14 protein-coding genes and 3 pseudogenes are annotated in these 22,883 nt (G+C 43.7%); 12 read left to right on the top strand and 5 right to left on the bottom strand.

From position 1 onward, the window contains the following. Window position 1 precedes the first annotated feature (1 nt). A pseudogene (locus DXA15_RS10100) lies at window positions 2–252 on the bottom strand (DUF4783 domain-containing protein). Window positions 253–460: 208 nt separating this feature from the next. Here DXA15_RS10100 and rlmH point away from each other — a divergent pair. Continuing rightward, a complete protein-coding gene (gene rlmH, locus DXA15_RS10095) occupies window positions 461–934 on the top strand; it encodes a 23S rRNA (pseudouridine(1915)-N(3))-methyltransferase RlmH (protein ID WP_128133942.1) in 474 nt (157 codons plus the stop codon). A gap of 80 nt (window positions 935–1,014) precedes the next feature. Here rlmH and aroC read toward each other — a convergent pair whose 3' ends face one another. Continuing rightward, complete coding sequence (aroC, locus tag DXA15_RS10090) at window positions 1,015–2,085, bottom strand: chorismate synthase (RefSeq protein ID WP_007654507.1); 1,071 nt, start codon at window positions 2,083–2,085, stop codon at window positions 1,015–1,017. 111 nt (window positions 2,086–2,196) lie between these two features. After that, entirely contained in the window at window positions 2,197–2,778 is a 582-nt protein-coding gene (locus DXA15_RS10085; protein ID WP_010802148.1) for a peptidylprolyl isomerase, read from the bottom strand. A 204-nt stretch (window positions 2,779–2,982) separates the two neighbouring features. Here DXA15_RS10085 and DXA15_RS10080 point away from each other — a divergent pair, with 204 nt between their 5' ends. Further along, window positions 2,983–4,851: an LTA synthase family protein gene (locus DXA15_RS10080; protein WP_128133941.1), complete on the top strand. Its 1,869-nt coding sequence runs from the start codon at window positions 2,983–2,985 to the stop codon at window positions 4,849–4,851. Window positions 4,852–4,911: 60 nt separating this feature from the next. On the opposite strand, the gene DXA15_RS10075 is transcribed toward DXA15_RS10080, so the two are convergent. After that, the gene (locus tag DXA15_RS10075; RefSeq protein WP_128133940.1) at window positions 4,912–6,087 is read right to left on the bottom strand and encodes a MalY/PatB family protein; all 1,176 of its coding nucleotides are present in this window, start codon (window positions 6,085–6,087) and stop codon (window positions 4,912–4,914) included. A 107-nt stretch (window positions 6,088–6,194) separates the two neighbouring features. Further along, window positions 6,195–7,920 (bottom strand): annotated as a pseudogene (locus DXA15_RS10070) (ATP-binding protein). Window positions 7,921–8,050: 130 nt separating this feature from the next. On the opposite strand from DXA15_RS10070, the gene DXA15_RS10065 reads away from it, so the two are divergent. The 10 genes and pseudogenes from DXA15_RS10065 (at window position 8,051) to ilvC (ending at window position 22,605) form a co-directional block, all read left to right on the top strand. Beyond that, window positions 8,051–8,608: an RNA polymerase sigma-70 factor gene (locus DXA15_RS10065; RefSeq protein WP_128133939.1), complete on the top strand. Its 558-nt coding sequence runs from the start codon at window positions 8,051–8,053 to the stop codon at window positions 8,606–8,608. A gap of 197 nt (window positions 8,609–8,805) precedes the next feature. Then, window positions 8,806–9,801, top strand: coding sequence for a FecR family protein (locus DXA15_RS10060; protein WP_128133938.1), 996 nt, complete (start codon window positions 8,806–8,808; stop codon window positions 9,799–9,801). Between the two features lie 158 nt (window positions 9,802–9,959). Then, complete coding sequence (locus DXA15_RS10055) at window positions 9,960–13,262, top strand: TonB-dependent receptor (protein WP_229102550.1); 3,303 nt, start codon at window positions 9,960–9,962, stop codon at window positions 13,260–13,262. 5 nt (window positions 13,263–13,267) lie between these two features. Beyond that, on the top strand, window positions 13,268–14,710 hold the full coding sequence (locus DXA15_RS10050; RefSeq protein ID WP_010802205.1) for a RagB/SusD family nutrient uptake outer membrane protein: 1,443 nt from the start codon (window positions 13,268–13,270) through the stop codon (window positions 14,708–14,710). Window positions 14,711–14,782: 72 nt separating this feature from the next. Beyond that, window positions 14,783–16,246, top strand: coding sequence for an alpha-L-fucosidase (locus DXA15_RS10045; protein ID WP_128133937.1), 1,464 nt, complete (start codon window positions 14,783–14,785; stop codon window positions 16,244–16,246). 373 nt (window positions 16,247–16,619) lie between these two features. Continuing rightward, window positions 16,620–18,452 carry a dihydroxy-acid dehydratase gene (gene ilvD, locus DXA15_RS10040; protein ID WP_128133957.1) on the top strand — a complete coding sequence of 611 codons (1,833 nt, stop codon included), beginning with the start codon at window positions 16,620–16,622 and terminating at the stop codon, window positions 18,450–18,452. A 26-nt stretch (window positions 18,453–18,478) separates the two neighbouring features. Beyond that, window positions 18,479–20,175, top strand: a pseudogene (gene ilvB / locus DXA15_RS27795) (biosynthetic-type acetolactate synthase large subunit). A gap of 12 nt (window positions 20,176–20,187) precedes the next feature. Further along, window positions 20,188–20,742, top strand: a complete 555-nt coding sequence (gene ilvN, locus DXA15_RS10030) for an acetolactate synthase small subunit (protein ID WP_128133936.1) — start codon at window positions 20,188–20,190, stop codon at window positions 20,740–20,742. A gap of 36 nt (window positions 20,743–20,778) precedes the next feature. Further along, a complete protein-coding gene (locus DXA15_RS10025) occupies window positions 20,779–21,510 on the top strand; it encodes an acyl-[acyl-carrier-protein] thioesterase (RefSeq protein ID WP_128133935.1) in 732 nt (243 codons plus the stop codon). A 48-nt stretch (window positions 21,511–21,558) separates the two neighbouring features. After that, window positions 21,559–22,605 carry a ketol-acid reductoisomerase gene (ilvC, locus tag DXA15_RS10020; protein ID WP_007654491.1) on the top strand — a complete coding sequence of 349 codons (1,047 nt, stop codon included), beginning with the start codon at window positions 21,559–21,561 and terminating at the stop codon, window positions 22,603–22,605. The last annotated feature ends 278 nt before the right edge of the window (window positions 22,606–22,883 follow it).

Below are 22,883 nucleotides of genomic sequence, written 5' to 3'. Positions count from 1 at the left end.
GTTATTCTATTCTGATTGATTGTATAATCGCTTTGTTGCCGTCGGCACGGTAAGTAATGTTTACACGATATTCGCCTGAAGCGGTCGGGAGTTTACCGACAAAAATCCAGCGTCTTTTTTGTCTGCATGATGTACTACGGAGAATCCCGAAGGTTTGTTACTGCCAAAAAAAGTAGACAGCATCTTAACGGCTTCGCTTCCGCTGCACTTTTTAGATGAGCCGGGTAGGGCCATATCTACTTCCTGGTCCATTGCTCCTGTCAGTGTAGAGGCATCTCCTCCTTTGAAGGCGTTTGATATCGGAGTAATATCGGCTGCCATTACGCTCAAAATTGAGAATACCAATGCCAATGTAAGTAATAATCGTTTCATAAGCTATCTCCTCTTTTTATGAGTATTCTGATGCAAAGGTATGTATTTTTCCTGTAAATTAGCGCCTTCAATATTAAAATGTCAACGAATGAAGATTGCACTGATTGTAATAGGCAAGACGGATGCCGGTTATTTTGTGGAGGCTATTAATGAATATAAGAACCGCCTGGTTCATTATATCCCTTTTGAAATGGAGGTTATCCCCGATATCAAGAACGTAAAAAACTTATCGGAAGTCCAGCAGAAAGAGAAGGAAGGGGAATTGATTTTAAAGACATTGCAATCCGGTGATTATCTGGTTTTATTGGATGATAAAGGGAAAGAATTTACTTCCATGCAATTTTCTGCTTATATAGAAAAGAAGATGCATATGATACCGAAACGGCTGGTCTTTGTGGTCGGCGGTCCGTATGGATTCAGTGAAGCGGTGTATAAAGCCGCTTCGGAAAAGATTTCATTGAGCAAGATGACTTTTTCGCATCAGATGATCCGTCTGATTTTTATTGAACAGATTTACCGCGCGATGACTATCCTGAATAATGAACCTTATCATCATGAATAGAATAATGTGCCAATATGCAATTAAAAGAGTGATGGCTCTATTTTTTAATTGGCATATTAGCACATTGACACATTGGCATATTATTCTCTAGTCTTCTGTATCAACAAATAATCAAGCAAAGTCATTGCTGCCATCGATTCGACAATGGGAACGGCACGTGGAAGCACACAGGGGTCATGGCGTCCGCGGGCTTTCAGGATTGTGTCTTCTCCATCCATGCTGACGGTTTCCTGTTCCATCAGGATCGTAGCCACTGATTTAAAAGCGACACGGAAATAAATATCTTGTCCGTTGGAGATACCTCCCTGGATACCTCCCGAGTTGTTTGTATGAGTATTGATATGTCCGTTGTCATTGAAGAAACGGTCGTTACGCTGGGAACCACGATAGAGGGCCGCTTCGAATCCGTCACCATATTCAAATCCTTTGACGGCATTGATTGTCAACATGGCATGGCCTAAAGCTGCATGTAGTTTGCCGAAAACAGGTTCACCCAAACCGATGGGAGTCCCTTTGACTACGCAAGTAATAACTCCGCCGATCGTGTCTCCTTTGGATTTCACTTCGGCAATTAACTGTTCCATCTCTGCCGCCTTTTCCGGGTCGGGACATCTTACTGCGCTTTCTTCGGTCAGATTCAAGTCGTAGTCTTTATATGAACCTTCCAGCTTGATGGGACCTACCTGTGAAGTATAAGCCTGGATATGGATACCTTTCTGGCGTAAGGCCAGTTTGGCTATTGCTCCGGCTACACATCGTGCGATTGTTTCACGGGCAGATGAACGGCCACCGCCACGGGGATCACGGATACCATATTTTGTTTGATAAGTATAATCGGCATGCGAAGGACGGTAGACTGTCTTCATATTGTCGTAATCGGACGAATGCTGATTCTTGTTCCAGATAATGAAACCGATCGGCGTGCCGGTCGTTTTTCCCTCGTAAATCCCGGAAAGGAATTGTACTTCGTCGTCTTCCTTGCGGGGAGTCGTAATTTTGGATTGTCCCGGTTTACGGCGGTTTAATTCTTTTTGGATGAAATCTGTATCCAGTTCGATACCAGCTGGGCATCCGTCGATAACACCTCCGATACCCGGACCGTGTGACTCTCCGAATGAAGTTAATCTATATATATTTCCGAATGTATTCATATGTAGTAAATGCAAGTGGAGAATTAAGAATTATATCGCTTAAAATGAAAAATGAGGAATGCAGAATCTGTTTCATTCTTCATTCCCCATTCTGCATTCTTCATTTATTTATTAGTGACAGCTACCGCATCCGCAACCACCGTCTTTGTGATCGTGGTCACCGCAATCGCTTCCACAGTCGTCGCATCCGCAACCACATCCGCCTGTCGGTGCTGATAAAGCTGCAATTTCTTCTGCTGTCGGTTCGTGAACGTCGATAACTTCACCGCTGAAGTGAAGTGTTTCACCTGCCAACGGATGGTTGAAGTCCATAACGACAACGTCATCTTTCACTTCCAGAACAGAACCGTTCAGACGGTTACCGTTTGAATCCATCATAGGAACAGTGTTACCTTCTTTGATGATTTCAGAGTCGAACTTACCTTCAACTTCGAAAATGTTTTTTGGCAGATCAAGCACGTGATCTTCCACATATTCTCCGTATGCGTCAGCCGGAGCGATAGAGAAGTCGAACTTGTCGCCTACTTCCAGACCTTTCAAAGCATCTTCGAAAGCCGGGAGCATTGCGCCTGTTCCAAAGATGAATTTCAACGGAGCCTCAGCTACTGCTTTTTCCATCAACTCACGCTCTTCACCTTCTCCTACGTTCAGGTCATATGTAACCGCAACGAACTTATTTGCTGTAATTTTCATTTTTAATTGTATTTGTAATAAATAAAACGAGGACAAATTTACGTATAATTTCCGACTTAATCAGGTTATTCTTTTAAAAATAAAGATATGTAATGTTTTAAGCTAGAATATAGTTATCTTTGTCGGCTGAAATAAAATGAGAGATCCTGTACTTATTCTATGGTTACAGTGTTTGTCGGTAGGTTAATAAAGTAGTGTTTGCGGATGCGGTTTTCTAAGTTAAAAGACTTTTTCTTTCCGGGCGGAACGGAAAGCAGGAAGTTGATCGGTTTATTTTTTGCAGTCTTGTTTCTGAAGTTTATGTGGTTCAATCTGCTTTGGTGCATGTTATCTACATTTACTCCATTTTCAAAGATTGAAACTTATCTGGATACTATATTAGTCTCCTTATTTTTGTTATTACCCCTGGTTGGCTTCCGTGCTGTCAAGACTACTTTGGTGATTTTCTTTCTGCTGGACGGTTTGCTTATTTCGAACCTGATGTATTTCAGGACTTACTTTACTGCCATACCGTTGGATAGCTATTTGCTGATAGACAATTTGTCTGATTTTACCAGCAGTGTATTTGATTCCTGGCGGATGGTCGATCTGTTTTTCCCTTTGTCTACAATGGCTGCGGGTGTTTTGTGGTGGTATAATTTTCATCGGAAACATGAAACGGAACAGGCGGTACGGTGTAAAGGCGGTTTTGCTTTTGCCCGTTATCTGGTTCTGATTGTTTTAGTGGCTTTGATTCCTGCTGTTCGTCTTTGGAGCCAGAATGGTTTTAAAGTTGCTTATGAGAGATTGCAGGATGCCTATTTGCATACTTGTAATATCCCGATGTATACGATTTTCGGTTCTCTTTATTATGATTATACCTGCGACCAGATAGTCTATACACCGGAGATAAAGGCCCGTATCGATTCCTGGCTAGCCAGGAAAACGGATTGCAAATCCGTTTTATCACCATTTAATCCAAAGGATAATTGTATTATAATCCTGGCCGAATCATTGGAAAGCTGGGTGTTGGATAAGACGGTGGAAGGCCAGGAGATTACTCCGAACCTGAATAGAATATTAAAGGATACGTCGGTGATCTATGCCCCTCATGTTTTATCGCAGGTGAAAGGAGGACGTTCGATCGATGCCCAGTTGCTGATGAGTTCCGGGCTTTTGCCTATCAACTCCGGACCTTACAGCATCAAATTCCCGGAATCATATTATCCTTCTATTGTAAAGGCGTTTAAAGAAAAACATAAGGATGCCAAAGCATATAGCTTGACTATCGACAAACCGATGGTCTGGAATCAATGTATAATAGCTCCGGTTCTGGGATATGACAGTCTGGTTTCGAAAAACTGCTTTATACAGGAAGAACCGGTCGGTTCGCGTAACCAGGTGGGTGACCGTGCCTTTTTGCGCCAGTGTCTGGATAAAATACAGAAGAATGAAGTTTGGGATGAATCCGGAAATACGTTGGTGCAATGTATTACCTATTCCGGGCATAATCCTTTTATTTTGCCGGATTCATTGAAAAGAGTTTCTTTTTCGCCCGAAGTCCCGGAGGTCTTGAATAACTATATGACCATGGCCAATTATACAGACCGGGCAATAGGTGAATTTGTAGCAAAGATCAAAGCGGACAAGCGTTTCGATAATACTTTAGTCGTGATCATGGGAGACCATGAAGCATTGGGAACAGTCAGGAAAGAACTGTGCAACGATCCGGTAGGAAAGGATATTGTATCTGATAAATCGTTTGTTCCGCTAATCATTCTGAATGCGCCGTTTAATATGTATTATGGCAAAGTCATGGGACAGGTGGATGTTTATCCGACTTTGCTGGACCTGCTTGGGTTGAATGATTACTGGTGGAAAGGATTGGGAGAAAGTATCTTTAATCCGCAGAAACCAGATTTTGATGTCGACCCCCAGTTTAATCTTATCGGAGATACGGCCGGTGTTCCCGATGAGAATATCCGTCAGGCCAAAGAAGCCTGGGAAATATCAGACATGATTATCCGCTATGATTATCTGGGACATAAACTGAATATAAAAGAAGAACCGGTGAAAGTGGCAGGGGTAAAATGATAAAAAATATGTCGAAAGCGGTTGCAGGAAAGAACCGGCTTTCGACATATTTTTGAATACTTATTTCTTGTCGATCGCTTTCTTCAGAGCATTCAGGGCGGTATCCAATACGGAGCGCGGACAACCTACGTTGAGGCGCATATATCCTTCTCCGCCGGGTCCGAACATGCTTCCGTCGTTCAACAGCAGACCGACTTTATCCTGGAATAAATGAACCAGTTCTTCCTGGCTTAGTTTGAGGTCGCGGCAATCCAGCCAGACCAGGAAGGATGCCTGTGGCGGATAGACTTTGATCTTCGGAAGCTTCGTCTTGAAGAATTCATCTACGAAACGGACATTTTCCATTACATACATCCGCATTTGCTGTAACCATTCGGCACCATATGTATAGGCCGCTTCGGTTGCCGTATAAGCAAAGATCGTCCCGTCGCCCAACTCGCCGGCTTCCAGGAATTCATAAAATTCTTTCCGTATCTTTTCATTGGGAACAATGGAGTAGGAGGTTACGATGCCTGCGATATTGAATGTCTTGCTCGGAGCCATGAAAGTAATACTGCAATTGGCGGCAGCTTCTGATACGGTGGCAAACGGATGATGAGTAAACTGCGGATAAGCCATTTCCGCATGTATCTCGTCTGAAATAACCAGTATATTGTGTTTTGCACAGATATCCGCCAGCTTGACCAGTGTATCTTTTTTCCATACGATGCCGCCCGGGTTGTGGGGATTGCAAAGGATCAACACTTTGCACTGCTCGTCTATTACGGATTCCAGCTGTTCGAAATCCATCTCATAGGCGCCGTTCACCAGTTTGAGCGGGTTGTTGACCACTTCCCGTTTCATGCTTTCCGGAACAATCCGGAACGGATGGTATACAGGTGGCTGGATGATTACTTTGTCGCCCGGTTTGGTGAAGCATTGGATGACAAAGCCGATGCCTTTGACAATTCCCGGAATATAGCTGAGCCATTCCCGTTTGATCTTCCAGTTCTGTTTATAATGTACCCATTCTATAATACTATTATAATACGAGTCTGATCCGAAAGTATAACCGAATATTTCGTGTTCGCAGCGTTTCTTTATTGCATTGACAATAAAGTCCGGAGTCCGGAAATCCATATCGGCAACCCAGAGAGGAATAAGGTTCTCGTTGCCGTACCGCTCTTTTATTGCATCATATTTCACGCAATTGGTACCGCGGCGTTCAATTACTTCGTCAAAGTTGTATTGCTTCATTTTTATCTTAGTTCAGTCAGTTATCTTTGTTTTAGTCTATTGATCGGGGTCAAAGATAAACAGAAAAATTGATAGGTGAAGCAGAATGACAAAAGAACACGATCGGATTATAAGACTTCCTCCATGCGTTCCAACTCACAACCACGGAACTGCATTATGATACAATGTAATTTTGTGTCCTGTATCAACTGACGTACCTTTGGTGCAGCGGCATATTGTTTTATCTGTTCAACAGCTTCTTCCCACTGAGCTTTGGCTTTTTCCCCAGAATCTTTTGCTGAAAGATATTTCAATTCAAGAATATAACTGTGTTTCACTTCATAGCGCAACAAATCGGGCATCAGGAACAGGTCGCAATAACCATGGTTCAACTCCATCTCCGGGGCTGTCAGATAGTAGGCATTTACACTGAGATAAGCCGTGAAAAATCCCTGGATATTGCGTTCGCCTTCAATAGCACTGTGAACCGACGAGTTTTCTTTGTAGGCATGGGCTATAAATTCCAGAGATTCGCGCCAATGGCCGTCGTAGCATATCATCGAACAAATCTGTCAACTGGTTCAAATTGATATATCGTTTATTTTGGTATTCCTCTAACAGGAATTCGTAATATTGCTTGCGCACATTGTTGTTGGGGATACTTAATACCACACGCCCCCCGCGGGTATCGGTAATAGTCAGCATACCATAATAAAAAAGCAGACTGGGGAAGATTTCCGGATTGGCAATCTCTGTTGCAGGAAAAGTGATTGCCAGATTAGTAACGATTTGTCCTTCATCAGTGATTTTACGCAGTACCCCTTTGCGGTCACCGTCCAGACGGTCCAGCTGGATGAGTTTCTTCATTTTGTTATAATCCGTACGGGTATTGGGGTCTATCATCTGTTCGGGAGATTTTTTCAAGGTTATGTAATTGCGGAGATAGTAGAGTACCATGTCGCAATTGAACATCTTCGGGTCACTTTTCAGGCTTTCTTTTGCAAAACAATAATTGTCATACCACGGTTTCATCTCCGTAATCATTGCCTCTATATCTGCATCATCCGACAGTTGTCCTGCATCCTTATAATACTGGAACATAGAACGTACGTCTACTTCACTGAATCCTAGCATCATATTGAATTGATGTTCGGTGCTGATGTTCCAGCCGATATTAAATCCGCTGGTAAGATCGTCTAACGTAACAGGACTGACGCCGGTCATGAAGATACGTTCGAACATTCCTTTAAATTTCTTGAAAATCTCGCGATAGAACCCGCTGGCATGTGTGAGAGCATGGTAAACGTCATTACCTTGCTCATTGAGTATTATATTGGTGAAGTTATCATATTCGTCGATAATAAGATAGAGATGCGCCCCGGTTTCGGGTGCATGAAGATTCAAATAGTTCAGTTTGCTGACAAAATCGGGCAATGCTTTCATTTCATTGGCAAACCCCGGATAATAATAAGACTCGTAAGACATGCCGAACATATCCATCACCATACTGCAATACCGGTCAAAGTTCTCTGATAGTGAACCACTGCTGCCACTGGCACGTGAGAAATCCAAATAAAGTACTTGAAATGTTCCTTGTAAAGGGGTGGGATGCTCTCCTATCCACAAATTGCCGAAACGTTTTTGAAACTTCTCTTTTTGAGCAATATCATAATAGGCCCGGAGCATACTCAGAAAGATGCTCTTGCCAAAACGCCGGGGCCGGATGAAAAACAAATTACTGGGTTGCTCTTCCAGCATAGGCAAATACATCGTCTTATCCACATAATACTGGTTCTGCTCCACCACTTCCACAAAATTGGAAATGCCGTAAGGGATTCTTTTTGCAACTTCCATAATAATTACTCCTGTTTTTTTATTTATGCTTACGAGATAAGACAAAGGTAGTTTATGTTCCCGTGTTTTCTATGAATTTATCAAAGTAAATAATTTTATTTCTGATATTTTTTGTTACTTCGCACTAGTTATGGAATTACCAGAGGAGCAACATATCTTGAGGGAGATCGCAAGAGGAAACATAAAAGCTTTTGAACAGCTTTTTTTCGACTACCAACCTAGGTTGGTATATTTCCTTGTCGGCCTGACGCACGACAAGGAAATCAGTCGTGATATATCCCAGGATTTGTTTCTTTCCATATGGAAAGACCGGGAAAAACTGAGAGACGTCCGTTCTTTTTCCTCCTATCTCTTTCAGATGGCGCGCTTTACCGTTTATGATTATTTCGACCGTCTTGCCGTTTCAGAAAAGTATACCAATGAGTTTTTACTGGAAGCCTCCATCTCCCAATCGGAAGAGGAAGCGATGTTTGCACGTGAATTGCAAAACCTTATCAACCGGACTGTCGAACAAATGTCTCCTCAACGAAAGCTAATTTATAAGATGAGTCGTGAGCAGGGTTTATCGAATGATGAGATCGCCACCCGTTTGGGAATCAGTAAACGTACAGTCGAAAACCATTTGACTGCCGCCCTGTCCATTCTTCGTAAGGTTCTTTATCTTTTTTTGTTTACCTGTTTGGGCTGAGCACTGCCGTTCCCCAAAAGTGTTTCATCTTAATGAAACAAGTGTTCCATCATATAGAAACAACTGTTTCATTAGTATGAAACACATTCAACGATAGCACCCGTTAGTACCGGAATCAAACTATTTTCAAAAAAAGTTGATTTTAGATTGTGTGTATTGTTGTGATAAACCTACATCCATATAAAGACGGATATTTTATGGAAGAGAACAACAAGATAAAACAACTCATGCAGCTCTACTTCGGAAAGCACTTTTCCCGATATGGACGTATCTTGTTTGGGCGTTGGTTGAAGGCGGACGATGCAAAAACGGAGAAGGAAGAAATGTTGCAGGATTTGTGGAAGAAATCTCAGCCGGAGGTGACGGATTCTACCCATAGTGATTGGAAGGCTTTGCAAAGGCATCTTTCCGTGGTCCCCGTTCGTGAACGTTCGGTGCCATTCTATCGCCAGTGGCTGAAATATGCGGCCGTTATTGTCTTGATGATTATGACTGCCGGAACGACCTATTGGGCAACCGACCGTTTTAAACCGGTCCGTCATGTGGAAATGGCACAGGTATTCGTCCCTTACGGAGAAAGTGAGCAGGTGGTATTGCCTGACAGTTCGAAGGTGTGGGTAGATGCCGGTACGCTGTTGGTTTATCCGAAAGATTTTACCGATACTGATACACGAACGGTTTACCTGACCGGGCAAGCATCCTTCTCTGTCCGTAAGAATCCGGAGCAACCCTTTGTTGTGAAGACGACTTACCTTGATGTCCAGGCGTTGGGTACTGTCTTTACCGTGGAGGCTTATCCGGGCGACTCCTGTTCCATGGCAACATTGGAGGAAGGAAGTGTACTGGTATCTGTTAGGAATGAAGACATTCAGCCGACTGTGCTAAAGCCTGATCAGCAGTTGGTTTATTCGCATTCAGAACATACTGTGATGGTTCATTCTATCGACGCTTCTTTATATAATATGGAAAGAAACGGCTATCTGATATTTGAAAATACATCTTTCAGCCGTCTGATGGCCTCTTTGGAACGTAAGTTCAATGTGACGATTCATTATAATTCCCAAAAGTTTGCGGGAGAATATTATAATGTCAAATTCTCGCCGGATGAAAAGCTGGAAGATGTGCTGAACATTCTGCAACAACTGATTGGTATACATTATAAAATAAAAGGAAAGGTGGTATTTATAAACTAAAATATAGGAGTAAACAAATATGAACAAAAGAAAACCGGAAAGACAGAAAGTGCAAAAATCCCTCTTTCCGGAATTCGAAATCGAATCTTGAACATCTTTGGATTGACGAGTAAATCGTCATGGTTTTATTAATATTCAATTTTCAAATGTACAAATATATGAAATTAACTAATCTAATACGTATAAATAACGGAAAAAGTGTATCCAGGCTGTTGTTTATTACAGCTTTATCTTCCATCAGTTTATTTTCTTATGCGCAACATCAACAAGTGCGCCTGACCGGAAGCAATGTAACACTGAAGACAGCCTTCAAACAAATCGAGCAACAGACCAAACTGTTTGTCGATTATAACACGCAGGAAGTAAACGATTCTCGCGTCCTGACAAAGTTACCAAAGAACAGTAATGTGAAAGAGGTTATGGAACAGTTGCTGGAAGGTTCCGGTTGTTCGATAACGTTCAGTAACGGACATATTATTATCAACAAGCAAGCCCGGACTGTTTCTTCAACGAAAAATATATCAGGAGTTGTGAAGGATGAAACCGGTGAACCCGTTATTGGTGCGAATGTAGTCGTAAAGGGAACAACGAACGGGACAGTTACGGATATGAACGGGCGGTATAGTCTGGAAGTCCCGGAAGGTGGTGTGTTGCAGATATCTTATATTGGTTACAACACCCAGGAAGTAAAGGTTGGAAGCGGAGATGTCGTTAATGTTTCACTTCGCGAGGATTCCGAAGCCTTGGATGAGGTTGTGGTTATCGGTTATGGTACGGTAAAGAAGAGCGACTTGACGGGAGCTGTCGGTTCCGTGCAGATGAAGGACGTGAGCCAGGTGGGTATAACCAGTGCCGACCGTGCGTTGCAGGGGCAAATAGCCGGTGTGCAGGTTAATGCCAGAACTGGTCAGCCGGGTGAATCGATGATGATTCGTGTCCGTGGAAGTAACTCCCTGGCAGGTGGTAACGAACCGCTTTATGTCATTGACGGTATGCCGGTAGAAAAGATGAATTCGGATATTAACCCGGAAGACATTCTGTCGATGGAAGTATTGAAAGATGCATCTTCTACGGCTATCTACGGTTCACGTGGTGCGAACGGTGTCGTTATGATTACGACGAAAAGAGGACGTACCGGCGATACGGTCCTTGAATATAATGGATATGTCGGTGTTTCTTCTTTAAGAAAGAAACTGGATTTACTGGGAAAAGATGATTATATCGCCATGGTAAATGAAGTTTCCCAGAATGACGGGAACGGTATTGCCATCACACCGGAGCAAGCAGCTCTGCTACCGAATAATGACTGGCAGGATCTGGCTTATCAGACTGCCTTGACGCATAGTCATCAGGTGTCTGTCTCGGGCGGTACGGATAAAACGAAGTTGTACTCCTCTCTGAACTATATGAACCAGGAAGGTATTATCAAAGGTTCTGATTATAACCGTTTTGCATTGCGTATCAATGGCGACCAGAAGCTGGCGAGAAATTTGTCGTTGAATGCCAGTATTGCTTATTCATACGGAACTCAGAATACAGCGAACAGTAATGCGGATGGCTGGGGAGCGATTGCTTATACGGCAATGGTCATGGCTCCGATACAGGAAATCAGAGATGCCGATGGCAAGTACACCAATTTCTCGGGGACTCCCTGGGGAGGAACAAACCCTGTCGGTATGGCTGAATTGTATAAGAATAAAACCGTTAATTCCCGCTTACTGGCGAATATGTCGCTTATCTATGAGATTATCGACGGATTGACTTTCCGGGTGAATGCCGGTGCTGAAGTCAATGCGGGTAGTTCCGACCGGTACATTCCGATTGGTTTGTCTGCCGGAGGTAAATTGGATGGTGATGCGTCTAAGTCAAAATCTAATTATTATACTATTATTAATGAGAATATTTTGACCTACGACAAGCGGTTCAATAAGAATCATGCATTGAACCTGATGGGTGGTGTTACTTTCCAGACCTATCAGTATAATGATTTGGGCGGCTCAGGTACAGGATTTCTGCGCGATGTCTATGAAACGAATAATTTGGGAGTAGCTTCTACACCCGGAACTCCGTCTTCCGGTTACAGCGATTACCGGATGGCTTCTTTCCTGGGACGTGCCAATTATAACCTGATGGAAAGATATCTGTTGACTGTCACCGCACGATATGACGGTTCGTCTAAATTCAGTAAGAACCATAAATTCGCTTTCTTCCCTTCCGCCGCATTGGCCTGGCGTTTGTCGGAAGAGAATTTTATGCAAGATATTGATTGGCTGAGCAATCTGAAACTGCGTGCCAGTATCGGACAGACCGGTAATCAATCTATTAGCCCGTATCAGACTTTCGCCCGTCTGGGAACTTCCGGTCCTATTTTCGGTGATGGAAAAGATATTGGTTTCGGTTTGTCTTCTATGGCAAACGACGACTTGAAATGGGAAACAACTACACAAACGGATATAGGTGTCGATTTCGGATTCTTTTCCAACCGCCTGAATATCGGTTTTGACTATTACTGGAAACAAACGCGCGACTTGTTGTATAATGCGACTCTTCCCCCGTCTTCCGGATATTCTTCTATGCTGAGAAACTTAGGACGTATTGATAATAAAGGTTTTGAAATATCTATCAATACAATCAATATGAAAGGAAAAGTGAACTGGACGACTAATTTGAATATTACATCCAATAGATCAATCGTGAAAGATTTGGGTTCGGATGTGTATGGAAATAAGATTCAGCGGATAGATGCTCCTATCGGTGGCGGAAACTGGTTCCCTCTGTTTGTCGGTAAAGCTCCGTTCCAATTGTATGGCTACGAAATAGAAGGTATTTATCAGACGGATGAAGAAGCTCGTTTGAATGGCGAAGCAACCAAGAAAGCAGGTGATTACCGGTATAAAGACACGGACGGGAAAGCTGGTATTACAACAGGTGATAAAACGATTATTGCAAATACGCAGCCTAAGTTTACTTTCGGTCTGACGAATATTATCAATTGGAATAACTTCGAGTTATCATTCCTGTTAATAGGTAGTGTTGGTGGTGATATCGTTAATGAATTTAATAAAAGTATCACTAATATCGGCGGCACATGGAATATCCGCAAAGATGTCTGGGAAAACCATTGGACTCCTGAAAATCCGAATGCCAAATATGCACGTGCTTCTGTTGCGACCAAGGATTATCTGGCCTTCGGTGACCCGAGTTCGGTTTGGGTGGAAAACGGTTCGTATCTGCGATTCAAAGATATCAAACTGGCTTATACGTTGCCGTCTCAATGGTTCGCAGGTTCCCGTAAACCTAATATCTCGGTTTATCTGAGCGGACAGAATCTGATTACGATTACAAGCTATTCTCATTATGACCCGGAAGCATCCTGGACGTCTTCTGCCGTGAACGGATGGGACAGAGGGGTTTACCCGTCTGCGAAATCATTTACTTTGGGTTTACAGGTTAAATTTTAATACGTATGAAAAGAATGAAAACACTGATTAAAAATATATTGCTGGCTGTACCGGTTATTCTGTCTGCTTCTTGCTCCGATTGGCTGGAAGAAGACCCGAAAACGTTTATTTCTCCTTCCTCCTTCTATCAAACGGTGGAAGATTTTGACGGAGCTTTGAAAGGGTTATATCCTCAGGGACAAAATCTGAATCTGACGGAAGTTTTTGCCGACTATAATGATAAGCCTGAATCGGCTGAACAGGTCGGGGATATCTGGGCAAATAATCCGGGATATGGTTTTTATGCTTTTAGAAATGCCTGGTCCGGCCCATACAGTACGATAAAGAATGCGAATATGATATTGGAGTCGATAGAAGATAAGGATTTTACTGCCGAAACCAAGAATCGTATTATCGGTGAGGCGAAATGTTTGCGTGCCTGGTCTTATTTTACATTGGTCCAGTTCTTTGGAGATGTCCCTTTGCGGGATAAAGTCGTGACCAGTGATGCCGACGTGGCAATAGACCGTACGCCGCAGGCTGATATCTATCAGTTTATTTTTGACGATATTCTGGATGCGGAACAAAAACTTCCGGAAGAAGCGCAGGATATGGGACGTGTAAATAAATGGGTCGTAAAAGCGATTATGGCACGTATCTATCTGACATCTGCCGGCTTCCCGATGAATCAGAAAGAAAATTATGCGAAAGCCAAAGAGAAAGCGCTTGAAGTAATCAACAGCGGTCAGTATTCTTTGATGCCTACCTTCGATAAAGTCTTTAAGACGGAACGTTATACGGCTGAAACTATCTGGGCTCAGTTGTTTTCCGCTCCCGATAGCTATAGCGGTATGCATAATGAATCTTCACCGATTGGCAGCCAGACAGCCTTGTATCTTCCGACAGATGCTTTTATCGCCAGCTTCGATAAAGGTGATATGCGTAAAGAATGGGGAATTAAACCTGAATATGTAAATGCGAAAGGAAATAAAGTCATCGCGCGTACATATTATAATAAGTATATCAATGAAGAGTATCTGGAACAGGAGTTGCCAGCATCTAATACCAATATTTTGACCTGGCAGACTCAATTGATTCGTTTGGCTGAAATGTATCTGATTGCCGCCGAAGCTGAAAATGAGATAAACGGACCGGCCGGTGCTTATCAATATATCAATGCTATCCGTAAACGTGCCCGTGTCGACCAGAACGACCCGACAAACGTGCCTGACTTGAGCGGACTTTCTCAGGACCAGTTCCGTGAAGCCGTTCTGCTGGAACGTCAGCATGAATTGTATGAAGAGGGTTTTGCCTGGTACGATTTGAAACGTACCCAGACATTCGATAAGGTACAGAAAGCGCGTGGCAGCAGATTGAATGTCCCTATCGGTGCTTACAACAATACTTGGTTGATTCCTGATACCGAAATTCTGAATAACAACATACCTCAGAATCCGGATTACAGATAATTAATGTAGAATACATGAAGGGCCGGTCTGAGTTATTATTGGATTGGCCCTTCCTATATCCGTAAAATACGAATGAAAAAGCAATATATTTATTTTTTGTCTTTGTTTGTTATGTGTCTGGCCGCTTGCAGTAATCCGGTTGATCTGACGGCATTAAACCTGGATTCGGCGAACATAAACCGGTTGATTCCTTTTCGTGGAGAACTGAATAATGGTGTGAAACAACTTTATCCGGAAGAACCTTATAAAGCATTCTGGGCGGAGAACTGGAAAACTCCCGAGCAGTCAATATCCTGGAAAGTCAATACGGACGGTGAAGACTACATGGCTGAAATGATCGTTTCTGTCAACCGGATGGGAGATGGGGAAGAAACGGAGTTGGTATTATCCAATGGAACGGACAGTGTTATTTGCCGGATAAATACAACCGGATGGCAGCGTTGCCGGTTCCCCCGTCCTTTACATTTTAATAAGGGGACTTCCGTTTTATCTTTAAAGATTGGCAAACCCGGTAAGCAGGATGATTTTAATGTGTATCTGTACTCGTTGGAAGTCACCCGGCCGGAGACTTATGAGCGGTTGCGGGCGGAAGCTACATCACTTCGCAGTAATACATCCTGGATGGCGGATTTGCCTTATGGCTTTTTCTTCCACTGGAATTCAAAGAGTATGCCTCAGTCAGGAGAGCCGTTAGCCTATGAGGATGCGGTCAATAACTTTGATGTGGACCGCTTTGCACGAACTGTTTACGAATGTGGCGGGAAGTTGATATTTTTTACAACGTCGTGGGCGGAATATTATTTCCCGGCTCCGATACAGGCAATCGATTCTATTTTGCCGGGGCGTACCACAAAGAGAGATTTAGTGGCTGATTTATCTGATGCGTTGGGTAAATACGGCATTCGTCTGATTCTGTATTACCATGTCGGTCATGGAGATAAAGAATGGTGGGACAAGCAGCATTATACACGTGATAATGCAGGAGATTTGTTTACAAATGTGGAAAAGATAGTGGGAGAGATTAGCCAGCGGTATGGAAATCGTCTGGCCGGTTTGTGGATGGATGACGGTATCGGTTATTATCCTAACGGCGCTTCGTTTGAAAAGATTGCTAAAGCCGCCAAAAGTGGAAATAAGGAGTTGGCGATTTGTTTTAATTCCTGGATATTGCCGAAACTGACGGACTTTCAGGATTATTATGCTGGCGAACTGGGTTTGTCTTTGGCCAGTGCCGGTGTTAACGATCCTTCTCTTCCGTTGGATGGGGACGGATTGTTTCACGGTGGCCCTCAGGATGGCTTACAGGCAACTTTCTCCGGAACATTGGAGCCGGGTGACTGGACGCACATTTATAAAGATTCCATTATCGGTGATCCTGTTCTTTCCATTGACGAATTGACGCAGGTAGTGAAAGAATCTAACAAACGAAAAAATCTTCCGATGATTAATGTCCGGATTTATCAGGATGGAACGATTTCTCCGAAATCGTATGCTTTGTTGAAAGAACTGAACAATCGTATCAGTAAAGGAGAATGACCGGAAATTATCGAATATGAAGCGAATGGAGGCTCAGAAATAAGAATTCAATTGATTGAGGGCTGGTTATCTGTTAAAATGCAAGATGAACCGCCCTCTTTTCTTGATAAATGAAAGAAAAAGTAAGATTTTTCTTTTAAATCCTTTGCTCGTACAAATTATTATTCTACATTTGCAGCGTCAAACAAAATAAAGACGATAAGAAAAGATGATGAACAATGTATTACATATTATTCTCGTGGTGGTCCTTCTAGTCATTAGTAGGTAAGGAGAAAGGTGTGTAAGAAGTTGTGAAGTCGTAAAAGATATTTCTTAAGCCTTTCTCCATATAGAGAAGGGCTTTTTTATTGACTAAAAGATAAAAACAGATATGATGAAGAATCCGTTAAGAAGCTCCTATAGCACAGAAGGCAGACGTATGGCCGGAGCCCGTGCATTATGGCGTGCCAACGGCATGAAAGAAGAACAGTTCGGTAAACCGATCATTGCCATTGTGAATTCATTTACCCAGTTTGTACCGGGCCATGTGCATCTACACGAGATCGGACAGCAGGTAAAAGCGGAAATCGAAAAACTCGGTTGCTTTGCCGCAGAATTTAATACGATTGCCATTGATGACGGTATTGCTATGGGACACGACGGAATGCTTTATTCTCTGCCTTCCCGCGACATCATTGCTGACAGTGTGGAATATATGGTGAATGCGCATAAGGCTGATGCAATGGTTTGTATCAGTAACTGCGACAAGATTACTCCGGGTATGCTGATGGCCAGTATGCGTCTGAATATTCCGACAATCTTTGTGTCCGGCGGTCCGATGGAAGCCGGTAATCTGGACGGACGTGCACTCGATTTGATTGACGCCATGATTGAAGCGGCTGACGATTCTATCAGCGACGAACAAGTGGAAAAGGTGGAACGTTCCGCTTGCCCGACCTGCGGTTGCTGTTCCGGCATGTTCACGGCTAACTCTATGAACTGTCTGAACGAAGCGATTGGATTGGCTCTTCCCGGCAACGGAACAGTTGTTGCAACACATGCCAACCGTACCCGCCTGTTCAAAAAAGCGGCGAAGATGATTGTTGATAATGCCTTTAAATATTATCGTGACGGCGATGATTCCGTATTGCCTCGCAGTATTGCCACCCGGCAGGCTTTCCTGAATGCTATGTCGCTGGATATTGCCATGGGGGGATCGACGAATACAGTCCTTCACCTGTTGGCCGTGGCTCATGAAGCGGAAGTCGATTTTACAATGAAAGATATTGATATGCTTTCACGCAAAACACCGGTTATCTGCAAAGTGGCTCCGAGTTGTTCTTATCATGTGGAAGATGTGAACCGTGCCGGAGGTATCATCGGTATCATGAATGAGCTGGTAAAAGCCGGTCTGGTGGACGGTTCCGTGAAACGTGCGGATGGTCTGACTTTGAATGAGGCTATCGACCAATACTGCATTACCTCTGTAAATGTAACGGAAGAAGCAATCAATATTTATAAAAGTGCTCCGGCCCACCGTTTCAACCTAGTGCTCGGATCGCAGGAAAGTTATTATAAAGAACTGGATACCGACCGTGCAACCGGATGTATCCGCGATGTGGAACATGCTTATGTGAAAGACGGTGGTCTGGCAGTTCTGTATGGAAATATCGCACAGGACGGTTGTGTGGTTAAAACAGCCGGGGTAGACGAAAGTATCTTCCGTTTTGCCGGTCCAGCCAAAGTATTCGATTCGCAGGATGCCGCTTGCGAAGGTATCCTGAAAGATCAAGTCGTCTCCGGCGATGTCGTCGTTATCACCTATGAAGGTCCTAAGGGTGGTCCGGGGATGCAGGAAATGTTGTATCCTACCTCTTATATAAAGAGTAAACACCTGGGTAAAGAATGTGCGCTAATCACAGACGGACGCTTCAGCGGTGGAACATCAGGTTTGTCAATCGGACATATTTCTCCCGAAGCGGCTGCCGGCGGAGCGATTGGCTTAGTGAAAGACGGCGATATTATCGAAATTAATATACCCGAAAGAACCATACATGTAAAGGTAACAGACGAAGAACTGACCAAACGCCGTGAAGCGGAAGAAGCCCGCGGAACAAAAGCCTTTACACCTCCTTTCCGCCAACGTACGGTATCGAAAGCACTGAAAGCATACGCAAAGATGGTTGCTTCGGCCGATAAGGGCGGTGTACGAATAGTAGAAGATTAATAAACACCAAATACTATATTTTAGAGATGGACAAACAAAAGATAACCGGTTCGGAAGCTTTGCTGAAAGCGCTGATCGCTGAAGGAGTAGATACTATCTTCGGTTATCCGGGTGGGCAGGCGATACCAATTTACGATAGTTTATACGATTACAGAGATCAGTAAAACATATTCTGGTGCGCCACGAACAAGGTGCAACACATGCTGCACAGGGATATGCCCGTGTTTCCGGAAAAGTGGGAGTAACGGTGGTTACTTCGGGTCCCGGGGCAACCAATACCATCACAGGTATTGCCGATGCATTGATGGACAGTACGCCGATGGTGGTGATTGCCGGCCAGGTTCCGTCTCCACTGCTTGGAACAGATGCTTTTCAAGAAGTTGATGTGATTGGTATCACACAACCGATTACCAAATGGGCTTACCAGATACGCCGCCCGGAAGAAATAGCTTGGGCCGTTTCCCGTGCTTTCTATATTGCATCGACCGGTCGTCCGGGACCTGTGGTACTGGATTTGGCGAAAGATGCACAGGTGGGTTTGGTAGATTATGAGTATCAGAAAGTGAATTATGTTCGTAGTTACCAGCTGAACCGGATATCAGGGAGGAGCGTATCGAGGCGGCTGCTTCATTGATAAATAATGCCAAAAAGCCATTCTGTCTGGTTGGGCAGGGGGTTATCCTGGGAGGAGCTGAAGAAGAACTGAAAGAATTCTTGTTGAAAAACGATATACCAGCCGGTTCTACCGTATTAGGCTTGTCTGCATTACCTTCGGACTTCCCATTAAATAAAGGTATGTTGGGGATGCATGGAAATGTCGGACCGAACCGCAAGACAAACGAATGTGACGTGCTGATTGCTATCGGTATGCGTTTCGATGACCGCGTAACCGGTGATCTGAAGACTTATGCCAAGCAGGCAAAGATTATCCACCTGGATATTGACAATTCGGAGATCGGAAAGAATGTGCCGGTCGACGTGAAAGTGCTGGGAAATGCCAAGCATACGATTCCGATGATTACGGCTTTACTGGAAGAACGGAAGCGTCCGGAATGGAATGCTGAATTCGAACCGGATGAAAAAGAGGAATATAATAAGGTAATAGAAAAAGAACTCCATCCTACCGAAGGCCAACTGAAAATGGGCGAAGTAGTCCGTAAGGTTTCCGAAGCAACCGATAATGATGCAATTCTGGTTACGGATGTAGGTCAGAACCAGATGATGGGTGTTCGCTATTTCAAATATAACAAACACGCAGCGTAGTTACTTCAGGAGGTCTGGGGACGATGGGCTTTGGCCTTCCCGCCGCCATAGGAGCGAAGCTGGGAGCACCTGCCGTACGGTCTGTTTCTTTACCGGCGACGGTGGTATCCAGATGACTATCCAGGAGTTAGGAACTATCATGCAGGAAAATCTGAATGTAAAGATCATCGTTCTTAACAACAATTTCCTGGGAATGGTACGCCAGTGGCAGGAGCTGTTCTTCAACGAACGGTATTCGAATACCATCATGAAGAATCCGGATTTTGTAGCGATAGCCAAGGCTTTTGGTATTGCTTCCCGTGCGGTAGATAAACGGGAAGACTTGGATGAGGCGATTGCTGAAATGTTGAATCACGACGGTGCCTATATGTTGGTTGCCAATGTGGAAACTTGTGGTATGGTATATCCGATGGTTCCGGCCGGAGGAAGCGTGACGAACATGATTTTGGGTGATAAGTAAGGAGGAGAAACTATGAATACAAAACAATTATATACCGTTATTATCTTTTCGGAAAATACTGTTGGTCTTCTGAATCAGATAACTGTTATCTTTACGCGCCGGCAACTGAACATTGAGACGCTTTCTGTTTCTCCCTCTGCTATAAAGGGAATACATAAGTTTACAATTACTACCTTTGCCGACGAGGATACGATCGACAAGGTCGTAAAACAGATCGACAAGCGTGTGGATATCCTGAAAGCCTATTATAATACGGATGAAGACCTGGTTTATCAGGAAATCGCCCTTTATAAACTGAGTACCGAACTCTTTATCAAGATGGGGACGGTCGAGGATCTGATCCGTAAGTACAATGCCCGTATCCTTGAAATGAATGAAGATTGTGTGGTGTTGGAAAAGAGTGGTCATTATGATGAGACACAGGCTTTGTTTAAAGAATTGAGTGAAACGATCGGTGTCCTGCAATTTATCCGTTCCGGACGCGTTGCTATAACGAAGAGTAAGGTAGAACGTCTGAGCGACATGTTATCTGCAATGGAAAAGAAGTTGCGGGAAAAACATGTCTGAGAACAACAAGGAAACATTTTGTAAATAAAATAAATTATGGAGAAGAACAAAGTAGGAGAATTTCATTTCGTAACAGAGTCTTATCTGATGGACTTCCGGGGACGTATCACAATCCCTATGATCGGCACATATTTGTTGCATGCTGCTTCTTGCCATGCCGCCGACCGTGGATTCGGATATAACGATATGACCGAAAGGCATACCGCCTGGGTTCTTTCCCGTCTGGCTATCGAGATGACTTCTTATCCTGCCATGTCTGAATCCGTAACTTTATATACCTGGGTGGATGAGGTCGGTAAGTTATTTACCAGCCGCTGCTTCGAACTGGTGAACGGTGAAGGCAAGACCTTTGGTTTTGCCCGCTCTATCTGGGCGGCTATCGATATGGAAACCCGTCGCCCGACCTTGCTCGATGTGGAGGGCCTGAGTGCTTATATCACCGACCGTCCCTGTCCGATTGAAAAACCGGGTAAAATCGCTCCGGTGGAAAACAACACCTCCGGTGAACCTTACCGTGTGAAGTACAGTGACTTGGACGTAAACGGCCACCTGAACAGTATCAAATATATGGAACACCTGCTCGACTTGTTCGATATCAGCCTGTTCCGCGAAAAAGAGATAAGCCGTTTCGAAATAGCTTATCAGTCCGAAGGAAAGTATGGGATGGAGCTGACTCTCCATAACCAGGAGATATCCCCGGACAAATACAACATGTCCATTTGTCACGACGGCAAAGCTATCAGCCGCGCCGCCGTTACCTGGATATAACAAAGTAGAGACAAATTATTTTATATACATTTTAATAGTAAAAAGAAAATGGCAGTAATGAATTTTGGCGGCGTTGACGAAAACGTAGTAACCCGCGAAGAATTTCCGTTGGAAAAGGCAAGAGAAGTATTGAAAGACGAAACAATCGCTGTAATAGGTTACGGCGTACAAGGTCCCGGCCAGAGCCTGAACCTGCGCGACAACGGTTTTAACGTAATTGTAGGACAACGTAAAGGTGGTAAGACCTGGGAAAAGGCTGTTGCTGACGGTTGGGTACCGGGCGAAACACTGTTCGATATCGAAGAAGCATGCGAAAAAGCAACTATCATCCAGTATCTGCTTTCAGATGCTGCTCAGATTGAAGTTTGGCCGCGCATCAAAAAATATCTGACTCCGGGTAAGGCTTTGTATTTCTCTCACGGATTCGGTATCACTTACAAAGAACGTACAAACATCATTCCTCCAGCTGATGTAGACGTAATCCTGGTTGCTCCGAAAGGTTCAGGTACTTCACTGCGCCGTATGTTCTTGCAGGGTCGTGGTCTGAACTCAAGCTACGCAATCTTCCAGGATGCAACAGGCAAAGCATGGGATCGCGTGATTGCACTGGGTATCGGTGTCGGTTCTGGTTACTTGTTTGAAACAACATTCAAGAAAGAAGTATATTCTGACCTGACTGGCGAACGTGGAACTTTGATGGGTGCTATCCAGGGATTACTGCTGGCTCAGTACGAAACTTTGCGTGAAAACGGTCACGAACCTTCTGAAGCATTCAATGAAACAGTAGAAGAACTGACTCAGTCATTGATGCCGTTGTTTGCAGAAAACGGTATGGACTGGATGTATGCTAACTGTTCAACAACTGCACAGCGTGGTGCTTTGGATTGGATGGGCCCGTTCCACGATGCTACAAAACCTGTGTTCCAGAAACTGTATAGCGAAGTTGCCTGCGGTAACGAAGCACAGCGTTCTATCGACACAAACAGCAAGCCTGACTATCGTGAAGGTCTGGAAAAAGAACTGGCAGCTCTTCGCGAAAGTGAAATGTGGCGTGCAGGTGCTGTTGTTCGTAAACTTCGTCCTGAAAACAACTAATAAATGGTGATACATTAATAGTTAAACATTTTGTGATATAGAAACGGCAATCCGGCTTTTCGGGTTGCCGTTTTTTTTATGAGCCTGTATCGTTTTTATGGGTATTTAGCTGTGTAAGGAATCTGATCTGTTTTTAGAATTAGGAGTATTTAAATAATAGTAAAGTTACCATAGTCTTAGTAGAACTAAGCTATTGTTTACCGATTTAAACATTAGAGGGGAGTTTCTGTAGTAATAGGATATGATTGAAATAGCTTGAATAATGAAGTTTCAAGATA

Origin of the sequence: Parabacteroides sp. AM58-2XD, assembly GCF_003463685.1 — a bacterium.
Taxonomy (GTDB): domain Bacteria; phylum Bacteroidota; class Bacteroidia; order Bacteroidales; family Tannerellaceae; genus Parabacteroides; species Parabacteroides segnis.
This window is presented reverse-complemented; position numbering and strand designations above follow the sequence as displayed.